Origin of the sequence: Nonomuraea sp. NPDC059194 (assembly GCF_042754765.1) — a bacterium.
Taxonomy (GTDB): Bacteria; Actinomycetota; Actinomycetes; order Streptosporangiales; family Streptosporangiaceae; genus Nonomuraea.
Map to the genome: position 1 here is coordinate 1 of NZ_JBHZBH010000083.1, position 10,179 is coordinate 10,179.

Annotated in this window: 2 protein-coding genes; both read right to left on the bottom strand. The window is 64.5% G+C overall.

Annotation, left to right across the window (positions count from 1 at the left end; translation table 11 throughout):
* Positions 1 to 710: 710 nt before the first annotated feature.
* Positions 711 to 1,253 carry a hypothetical protein gene (locus ACFXJ8_RS43385; protein ID WP_379651337.1) on the bottom strand — a complete coding sequence of 181 codons (543 nt, stop codon included), beginning with the start codon at positions 1,251 to 1,253 and terminating at the stop codon, positions 711 to 713.
* Positions 1,250 to 9,469 carry a DNRLRE domain-containing protein gene (locus ACFXJ8_RS43390; protein ID WP_379651339.1) on the bottom strand — a complete coding sequence of 2,740 codons (8,220 nt, stop codon included), beginning with the start codon at positions 9,467 to 9,469 and terminating at the stop codon, positions 1,250 to 1,252. Before ACFXJ8_RS43390 ends, ACFXJ8_RS43385 begins: the two co-directional genes overlap by 4 nt.
* Positions 9,470 to 10,179 lie beyond the last annotated feature (710 nt).

Genomic DNA, 10,179 nt, shown 5'->3' on the forward strand with positions numbered 1-10,179 from the left:
ACTCAACGCCCAGGAGGACCGAGTGCTCACCCACCGGCGGCCGCTATCCACCATGGAGTCTGCCGGATGGCCTGCTCCTAAGACTCATTAGGAGGGCCTCGGCGTCGATCGCCCCAGCCACGGTCGGCGAGTAGCGAAGTGAGCGATCGTCAAGGCGCTGACCACTTCGATGCGAACTGGTGGCACGCTCATGGTCACGACCTCGTCTCACTGATCGAGCATGCGCCGAAAAGCGTTGGAGGTTGGCGAGGTGGGGCGGTGTTGCTGTACGGGATGCTGTACAGCATGCCCTCGTAGATCTGGGTGTTCTCCAGGCCACCCTCCAGTCACCTGGGCTTGAGTGAGGATCAAGGCGCCGACCAGCCCGAATAGCTTCTATGATCTCTCATCGTATTCCGCTCTTTTGGACCTCCTCACGGAACGGTCACGGAACCAGCGGGTCCGCCACGAACCGTCCTAGCGGGTGCGCTCCGCCGCCCGCGAGAACCGTCTCCACTGGTCCGCGATGTGAAGTTTGGCGAGGCTAATTCTCAGCTCAGGATCGGGTACCGCACCGCGAGCTCTCGTGTCCTTCCGCAACCTGGCGATCAGCACCTTCCGCCTGGCCGGACGGGCGAATATCGCCCACGCCGCCGCGACCTCCTCGGACGCTCCCAGAGTGCCTCGAGACCGGTCAACGGTCCGAGGCACTCTGGGGCGGGATACGCGTGCTATCCCAGCATTCGATCCTCGTCGAAGCCGAGTTCCTCTTCTATCTCCAGCTCGACTGCGGCGTGCCATCGGACAACGTCGGGCCATGACGGCTCCGTCATCGCCCGAACGCGGCCAAGCGCCTCCACCGTGCCGATCGCACCCAACGAAAAAATCACCTTCTGGCACAGCCAGTACGCAGGCGCATCCGTCTGCACCGAACGTTCGGCCACTCTGAAGAGGCACGCGACCGCGTCCGTCGCCTGGATATCACCCAGGATGTCGACGAGGTCTTCGTTGTTGAGCCCAGGGACATCCGCATCAAGGATTTCCTGGAGAACCTCGCCGAGCCCTGGTGCCTGGAGAGGGGCAGCCAGATTGGCGAGCCGTTCCACTCTGCGCCAGTTGCGCGCACGAGCTGCTTCCCGGATCCAGGCGGCGATGGATTCCGTCGTCTCGGGACATTCGGCCGCGATAGCCTGGGCGTGCTGCTTGGTGATAAATCCCACCGCAAGGGAATCCACCATATCGACCGAGGAACTGCTGTCGTTCGGGATGTTCACCAGTCGTCTACCCTTCCAGATCCGACGATCCTCGAGTTGAACACGCCGACGGATCCCGGCCTCAGGCCGTAAGTGTTCGCTCCGTGTTCCACCTTCAGGTGCACCGAATTGAGGTCGTGGCCGATTTTGTCCGGCGTCTTACCCACAGCGATCAGTGCGTCACGAGTTCCCGGCGCCATTACATAGCGTACCAGGACTGCGTACTTGTCGACATTTCTGCCTCCCTTTCGGGCAGTCTGCCACCTCAAGCCCTCAAGGTATTCGCGAGATTGCGTGACGAAGTTCTCCGTTCCCTTCACGGTGATCTCGCCATTTGGCCCCAGCTGATTGAATTCCTTTAGGCTCATTGCCCGATAGAAGACTTCGTTACTGTCGGGGCCGTCGATCTTCTTATCGAGTCTTTTATTTTTAGGTGGAATTAGCCCAAGCGGATTGCGACCACCCAGCCTGCGCCCAGGCATGCCCCAATCAGCCTGCGCCTGGACTTCGTCAAGCGTTGTGCCATGCTTTTTCAGCTTTTCATTGATCTCCTTCTCTGCTTTGCAGTAATCATTTGCATCACAGAGATCATTACTAAGTTGTTCGGCGACCTGTCGAACTTTGTTTGCTACCTCCTGCACCCTCCATTGGGTCGACTTTTTCTTTCCGCTTGCGTGATGTGTTTCGGCGAAGGTCTTGTCGGATTCGCTATTTCCGGTGTCAACCCTGTGTCCGTCGATTTCGACGCCGCTGATGGGGTTGCCGCCGGTGAAGGCGTAGCGGTTAGCGGTCCAGGGGTCGAGTCCGAGGCTGAGGTCTGCCAGTGCGCTGTTGTAGCTGTCGAGGTTGAGGAAGCGGTTGAGGTTGGGGTTGTAGTCGCGGAACCCCATGTCGTACATGCCGGTGGAGTTGTCCCAGCGCTTGGCATTGAAGCGGTAGGGGTTGTACTCCTCCTTGGCGGTCGGGTCGACGGGGTCGGGCTTGTCGACGCCGGTGAAGAGTTTGTCGTCGTTCTTGCCGTAGGCGGTGTAGCCGTAGGTGGCGCGGGTGTCGCCCGCCTCGGACGTGATCTGCTCGACGTCGGTGTGGGCGTTGTAGCCGTAGTAGGACGACTCCTCCCCACCGGTGCCGGTCACCTTCACCTGGGACAGCCGTTCGCCCCACGGGCTGTACTGGAAGGACTTGGTGAGCTTGCCAGCCACCTCTTCGTCCAGGACCTCGCCGGACAGGCCGAGGTAGGAGTAGGTGGTGGTCTTCGCCTGCGCCGAGCCTTCCTTCTCGGTCTTGCTGGTGGTGCGATCCAGCGGGTCGTAGGTGTAGCTGGTGACGGTGGTGGCGCCGTCGCCGCCGAGCTTCTCGTGCCGGACGACGTGGTCGAAGCCGTCGTAGCTGTACTTCTCCTGGACCTTGCCGCCGCCGGTGATGGTGCGCAGCCGGCCGTAGGGGTCGTAGTTGTAGGTGCTGGTGGCTCCGTCGGTGACGGAGGTCATCAGGCGGTTGCGGTCGTAGGCGAAGGTGGTCTTCTTGCCGAGGACTTCTTCCTCGTAGACGTTGCTGTTGGCGTCGTGCCAGTACGTCTCGGTTGCCGCGGTGCCGCCGGCGACCGGGGTTTTGACGGTCTTGGCGATGCGGTCGCGCGGGTCGTAGGTGTAGGCGAAGTCGTGCTCGAGGTAGGCGCCGGGGCTGTCGGCGTTCTGAATCTTGGTCAGGTCGCGGGCGCGGTGCAGGTTGCCCTGGTAGCCGATGGTGTGCTCGGCGACCACCGTCCCGTTCGCCTTCTTCTCGATCGAGTGCCGCAGCAGGCCGTCGAGGAAGTAGTCGTAGGTGACGGTGTTGGCGTTGGCCTTGGTCTCCGTCAGCCGTTCGGCCTTGCGGGTGTAGGTGTAGCCGGTGACCTTCGGCGCGGGGTCGGTGGCCGACTTCTTGTTGACGACCTGGTCGACCAGGTCCCGCACGTCGTAGCGGTAGGTCGCCAGGGTCTTGTCGTGGGTGCGCTCGGTGACGGCGCTGTTCTCGTTGTAGGTGTAGGTGGTGGTGTTCTTCAGAACGCCGCCAAGCTTCTCCTTGACCGACTCGATCTGGTTGAGGCCGGTGTAGGCGATGTCCCAGACGTCGATCTTCGCGGTCGGCGAGCGGTCGTCGATCCGGGTGAGGTTGGCGTTGGCGTCGTAGGTGTAGGCGAAGTCCTTCTTCTCCGCATCCGTGTCGCCGCTGTTGTCGCGGACCAGCTTGACGGCGTCGGCGACGACGCTGCCGTTGGCCTCATCCGTCAGGGTGATGGCGTGGGCGTTGCCCGCGGTGAAGGCGAAGCTGCCGAGGTCGACCCAGTCGCCGGTGTTCTTGGTCTGGTCGACGGTGACGACCTGCTGGCCGCCGTCGTGCTTGACCGTGTACTTGGCGTTGGTCGCACTCGCGCCGGCCGGGTATTTGACCTGCACCTTGTAGCTGCCGGGGGTGGGGGTGTTCAGGCCCCAGGTGAAGGAGGACTGGCCGGTTCCGGCGGGGGCGGTGGCGTAGTCGTAGCCGACGAACCCGGACGTCGCCGACGTGGCGAGGGTGGGGCCGACGATGTTCGACGACGAGCCGCTACCGGTGCCGCCGAGGGTCCACGAGCCGACCGCGGTGACCTGGCCGGTGTCGGAGTTGTCGCCGAGGACCACGTCCAGGCCGAGGGGGACGCCGTCGTCGGAGTGGGTCTTGAGCTTGCCGTCGGGGTAGTAGTCCCAGTCCAGCGCGCGCTGGCTGGAGCCGCCCGCCGAGGTGACGGTGCGGTTGGTCTGCAGGCCCAGGTTGTTGTAGTCGTAGGTGGTCTTGATGTCCCACGGGTCGGTGGTGGTCTTCGACCAGCCGTTGTCCCAGTACGACATCGTCGTCACGTTGCGGACGGTCTGCCCGTGCGAGGGCGGAGCGGAGATCTCCTTCAACCGGTGGACCTGGTCGTAGACGTAGGTCACCGAGTCGAGGGTGTTGTACTTCGGGTCGTCCCGGTCGAACGGGTAGACCTCCTCGACCGGCCGGTTCAGCTTGTCGTACTTGGTCTCGGCGATGAAGTCGGTCGGGTCGTCGGTGGTCTCCACGCCGCGCGGGGTGACGACCTTGGTGCGGTTACCGACCTCGTCGTACTTGAACTGCGTGACCGTGTACTTGATCACGCCGTCGGTCTCCGAGTGGGGGACGCGGGTTTCCTCGACGGCGCCGCGCTTGTCTCGGAAGATGAGAGTCTCTTTGAGCTCCTGATCGGTCTGGCCTACGACCAGGCCGTCCAGGTCGTAGCGGGTGCTGGTCTCGAAGCCCGCGGCGTCCTTGACCTTGGTGACCTGGTGGTTGAAGTCGTAGGTGTAGCTCGCCGTGTAGTCACCGGTGTCGGCGGTGTTGTTCTTGCGCGGGTCGACGACCTTGACGGTGTTGCCGACGTTGTCGTACTCGTAGGTGATCTTGTGCTGGTCGGCGTTGAGCACGTCGGTCAGCTGGTAGATCGGGTCGTACACGTAGGTTGTGGTGAAGTCGGCCGGAACTGACGGGGTGAGGTTGCCCTTCGGCTCGGTCTGGGTTTTGAGGTTGCCGGCCGCGTCGTAGGTGAAGCTGGCCTTGCGCTCCTCACCGCTGTCGCTGTCCTTGGGCAGGAACGATTCGGTGAGCTGGTCGGCCTTGTCGTAGGTGGCGGTGGAGACGGCCCCGTTGGGGGCGGTCATCTTGGTGATGTTGTCGTTGACGTCGTAGACCGGCGCCGGGGTGACGATGAATACCGGCGGGGAGGCGTCCTGGTCCTTGGGGACCGTGTTCTCCAGCGGCCGTTTGAAGATGTCGTAGGTCTGGGTGGTCTTCTTGCCGAGCGCGTCGGTCACCGACAGCACGTTGCCGCGCACGTCATAGGCGGTGGTGGTGACGTTGGTGTCGGCGTCGGTGATCTTCTCGGGGTAGCCGGTCGGGTGGTAGTCGCTGTAGACGGTCGGGTTCTTGTTGGCGTCGATCGCCTTGGTCAGCTGCCCGACCGGGTCGTACTCATAGGTGGTGGTGTAGTCGCCGTCCACGGTGGTCGAGGCGACGCCGAGCGGGTCGGTGACCGTCTTCAGGTTGCCCTTGGCGTCGTAGGTGAAGGCCCACTTGCGACCCTCTGACGACGTCTTCCCCACCAGGTCCGCGACGTTCCCGTTGAGGAAGGTCTGATAGTCCAACACGGTGGGGGCGGTACCGTTGGCGTTCGCCTCGGCATCCCAGATCTTTCGCGGGTATCCGGTGTTCTGGTCGAATTCCCAGGAGGTGTAGGCGCCGTTGTCCTCGGTCAGCTTGACCACGTTGTGGTCCGGGTCCCAGGTCAGCGCCGTGGTCTCCTGCTTGGCGTTGAGGATCGACTCGGGCCGCCCGTAGGCGTCCAGCACGTACTTGGTCTCATGTAGGAGCGGGTCGGTGACGGTGGCATGGATCATTCCGCCCTGCGGCCCGTCCGGGTCGACGTAGGCGAACTTCGTCACCCCGCCGACAGGCCGCAGCCGGTCGGTGAGGGTCTCAACCTTCCACAGGTCCTTCGGGTCGACCGGAGCCGTGTAGTACTTCAAGGCGGTGGTGTTACCGCGCGGGTCCTTCACCGCGACCAGCTTGACGTTCTTGTTGCCCTGCAACGCGTCGTAGGTGAACCGGAACGTCTTCGCCTGATCATCACCGGCGCCGTCGACCATCTTGGCCATCAGGCCCTTGTCGGTGTAGGCGAAGGTCACCTTCCGCCCGGCGATGTCAGTGATCGAGGCGACGTTGTCGATGATGTGCGGGTTGGTCAGCTTGGTGTCGTTGACCTCGGCGCCCGCGTCGTTGATGTAGGTGTAGTCCTGACCCTTCTTGTAATAGGTGAGCCGCAGCGTCTCCCTGCTGGCGGCGTCGGTGATGTAGGTCAGGAACTTGGTCGGCTTGTTGTTGGACTTGCGTCGCTCGTAGGTGAACGACATGGTGTTGCCGTTCTTGTCCACGATCGCCGACTGGAAGCCCTCCTCGTCAAAGACGAACTGGGTCCGGTCGGGCTTGGTGAACACCCACTGCCGGGCCGGGTCCTCGGAGTAGCGGGCCGGATCGGCGGAGTCGGCCACTCGCTGCAGGTACAGGTGCACGCCGCGCGGGTGGGTGTAGTCGCAGCTGTTCGGGCGGCACTGCGACACGTCCAAACCGTGCGTGTTCAGCGTCCACACGTGCGTGGTGCCGTCACCGTCGACCAGCCGAACCTGTCCCGGCCAGAACCGGTGGCTGCCCGGAGGGTGGAACTGCAACTGCGAGCCGAGCTTTTGCAGCGTGGAGGTCTGCAGGCTCCAGCCGTAGCCGAGCGAGGCGGTGGAGGTGTCCAGACTGTTGTAGGTCATCCGCGCGAACGTCTGCACACCCCGCGAGGGGTTGGTGAAGGCGTTGTAGTTCCACACCACGTTCCCGGCGTACGGGTTGACCAGCGCGGTCGACCCGGCGCCGGTGTTCTTGCCGGTGTAGGCGTAGAACTTCTCCGACCCCAGCAGGTCGGAGGTGGGGGAGTCGATGCGGATCTGCTGCGGCAGCTCCGGCAGGTGATGGGTGGCCGACTTCCAGTTGTTGGTGACGGTGTCCTGCACGTCCCACACCAACTGCATGCCTTCGGCCTTGTTCGTGCCGTCGCCGCTCACCGTCGGCGCCTTGACGTCCGCGTCCACCTGGACCGACGCTCCCGGCGGCAGGTCGTAGGGCAGCGCCGTCTTCAGCTGGCTGTCCGGGGTGGACACCTCGGTGCCGTCGGGCAGCTTCCAGTGGTAGGACACCGCGGTCGAGGCGGCCGGCCAGGTCTCGCTGGTGGTGTTGGTGACCATCACCGAGATCTGCTTGGTTGAGGTGGTGTCCATCCGCTCCGGCGTCCCCGGCGCGTAGAACGAGCGCACCGCTGCCGGGTCGACGTAGGTAACGCGCAGCTTGGGCCGCAGCAGACTCTCCTCGCCCTCGGAGGCGAGGAAGGAGACCGACTGCTTGGCCGTACCCGCCTCATTGGCGACCTTGACCAGCACGCCGTGATTGCCGGTCGGGGTGGCGGTCCACGCCTTGGCCGCGTCGGTGACCGTCCACCGGCGCCATCCCGGCTGACTCGTCATCCCGGAGGCGCTGCCGAGCACGGCCGCGTCGAAGTCGCCGCCCGGGCTGGACCACGGGCTGTTCCAGGTCGCGGACTCGTCGAACGCCTTGGTCAACTTGTGGACGTCGAAGCTAACCCCTGATCCGGTGCCCGTGGTCTGCCACAGCGACAGCGACGCCTCGCTGATCTGCGCGTCGGCGGGGATCTGGGTGGCGTAGTCGTCGAATTTCACCACCGCGCGGGTGTTGCCCTGAGCGGTCGCGGTGTTGCCCGCCCGCACCCACTTCGCGCCGGAAAGCTGGTCGTGTCCGGTGGTGGGTTCGCCGGAGGTCAGGGTGGTGTCGACGCTGCCGGGCAGCACCTTGGAGATCATGCCGGGCTTGGGCAGCGGCACCCGCAGCTGCTGCGACGGCACGACCTGGCCGTTCTTCAGCACCGCCTCCACCCAGTAGGTGGCCTCGTGGATGTACCAGTCGGCGGCGGCATCGCTCGGGTCGGCGCCGCTGCTGGTGTCCACATACGAGGTGGTCTCCGGCTGCAATGCCGCCACCAGCGTGTCGACGCCACGTCTGGTGGTGCTGGTGTCATAGCAGTCCGAGGGGCAGGTCCGGCGCAGCCGATACTCCACCAGATCATCCGAAGCATCGGCCGGAGTCGGGTCGGCGTAGGGCGTCCACTCCAGCGACGCGCCCACCGACGTCGCGGTGGTCACCGGCTTCAAGCTCACCGACGGCTTACCGAAGGTGACCACCAGCCGCGGGAAGGTCGTCCGGTCGCCGAGCATCCCGTCGCCGCCGAAGACGTCCTCGCTGGCGTGATACGCCACGCCAGCGACCGGGGCGGTTTTCGCCTCGTTGGCCGCCTTCAGCATGATCCCGTGCATCGGCGCCTCGACCGTGGCATACCAGGCGTTGACCATCCCGGTCACGTCGAAGGAATGCCAGCGCGACACCTCACCCGCGTTACGCGTCACCGACGCGGCCACCGTGGAGGAGAAGGTCGGCTGCCGGTTCCACGTCGTCGAACCGATGTCAGTCACCCAGTCGGAGGTGATCTCCCGTGCCTCGATCGTCACCGGCGCCGCATCGCCGAGCGACTGGTCGAAGTACATCTGCAACTGCGCCTGGTCAATACGCGTCCCGATCGGCAGCACGTCGGCGTCCGGCGGGTTGAAGTACATCAGCGATCGCTTCACCCCGGTGGCGGACTTTCCGACCGGCAGCATCCACGAGGAGACGAAATTGCTCGTGGCCGCGCCCGCGTCGACGTAGGTGTCCTGCGTGGCCAGCGACCAGTCGGGCAGGTTGATCGTCGGGTCGATCACCACCGGCCACTTCCGCTCGGGCGCGGCCATCCAGCCGGCGTCCGGGGTGAGGGTGATCGTCGCCTCGCTGCCCTGCTGCGTCACACTCTGGGTGACAGCCTCGGAGTAGCGCTTGCCGTACGGCGATGAGACGTCCGCCTCAGAATCGATCATGAACGGTTTCGGCACGGTGAACACCGGCGTGCCGTCCTCGCCGGTGAAGGCGATCGACCCGTCGGCGTTCTGCTGGGCGGTCACCCCGCCGGTCTTGACGGTGAAGGAGTACGCCGTCCCGGAGGCGGGCGGTTTGGACAGCACGAGGTATTCCTTCACCCCCTCCGGGGTGACCTTGTAGACCAGGTCGGCGCCGTCCCACACGCCCGGGTAGGTGACCGTCGAGCCGTTCACCGCCGGGGACACCTGCTTGGCATCGCCGACCACGCCGAGGGTGAGATGCCGCTCGCCCAGCTTGATCTTGGCGAGCTTGTCGGTCTTGTCGCCGAACCGGCTGGAGAAGCCGGCCTTGTCGTTGCCCTGGACGAACCCGTCCTCCGAGACGGCCTCGATCCGCGTGTCGACGTCCTGCCAGTTGCCGTCGGCGTCCTTGTAATGCACCGGGCGGGTGGACAGCTCCACCTGCGAGCGGCCGTCTTCCAGTTCGTAGACCTTGCCGAACTGCGACCGCTTGCCGGTCTGTTCCTTGACCCGCTTGCCCGGCGGCTGCTTTGCCGCCTCAGCAGGCTTGGCGGCTTGACTGCCGGGCAGGGTGACCTGCTTGCTGCTGGGGCGCATCTCGCCCTGCGGGTCCTCGGCGAACAGCCCGGCGATGCCGCCCGTCACCCAGGAGGCGACCCGGGACACGAATCCTGCCTCGTGGGGGAAGGCAGGAGCCTGTGCGTGGGCCGGCAAGGCCGGGGTCGAGGTGACCAGCAGAACCGGGGTCAGGACGAGCACGGCGGCTCGGCGCAGCCGTCGACCGGCTGACCGGGTGCGACGGGGCGGAGTGGATCGTTGAGATCGATGGATACGGGAGGGGGGTAACACGCGCACGCAAGCTCCGCTCATGAGGAGATAAGCCGGATGTAAAAGCGACCTGATCAAGCCAGAAAACCGCACATTCGGTCAAGATCCACGCATAGTGATCACCAGGGCGAAGCGAACACTTGTTCAATCTCTAGTTGAACCCTCACCTACAAGGGCAAACCGGTCAGGTGGACAGCTCGCTGGACAAGCCGTCAATTGTGACCGTCTGTAAACAACGCTGGTCACGCGTGGAGGGTCGAGATCAAACCGTGATCAACACTCACAGGAAACCCTCAGGAAGATCGCGTCGAATCGGCTTCTGTGCAGGCGTGGCCTGGTGTCTTGATGGGTAAGGCCTTTGGCCATCGACGATATGTCGCAATCGATGCCTCCACGACCAGACGCCCCCACGGCCATCCCGAAACTCGGCGGCAAGGGCTGAGGAACGAAGCCCGCGGCAGTTCCCTGAGTCAACCCCTGCTGCGAAATAGGGGCGCTATTGCTGGTCATGGCCGCAGCATGAAGCGTCTTAGATGCGGTGAGGAGAC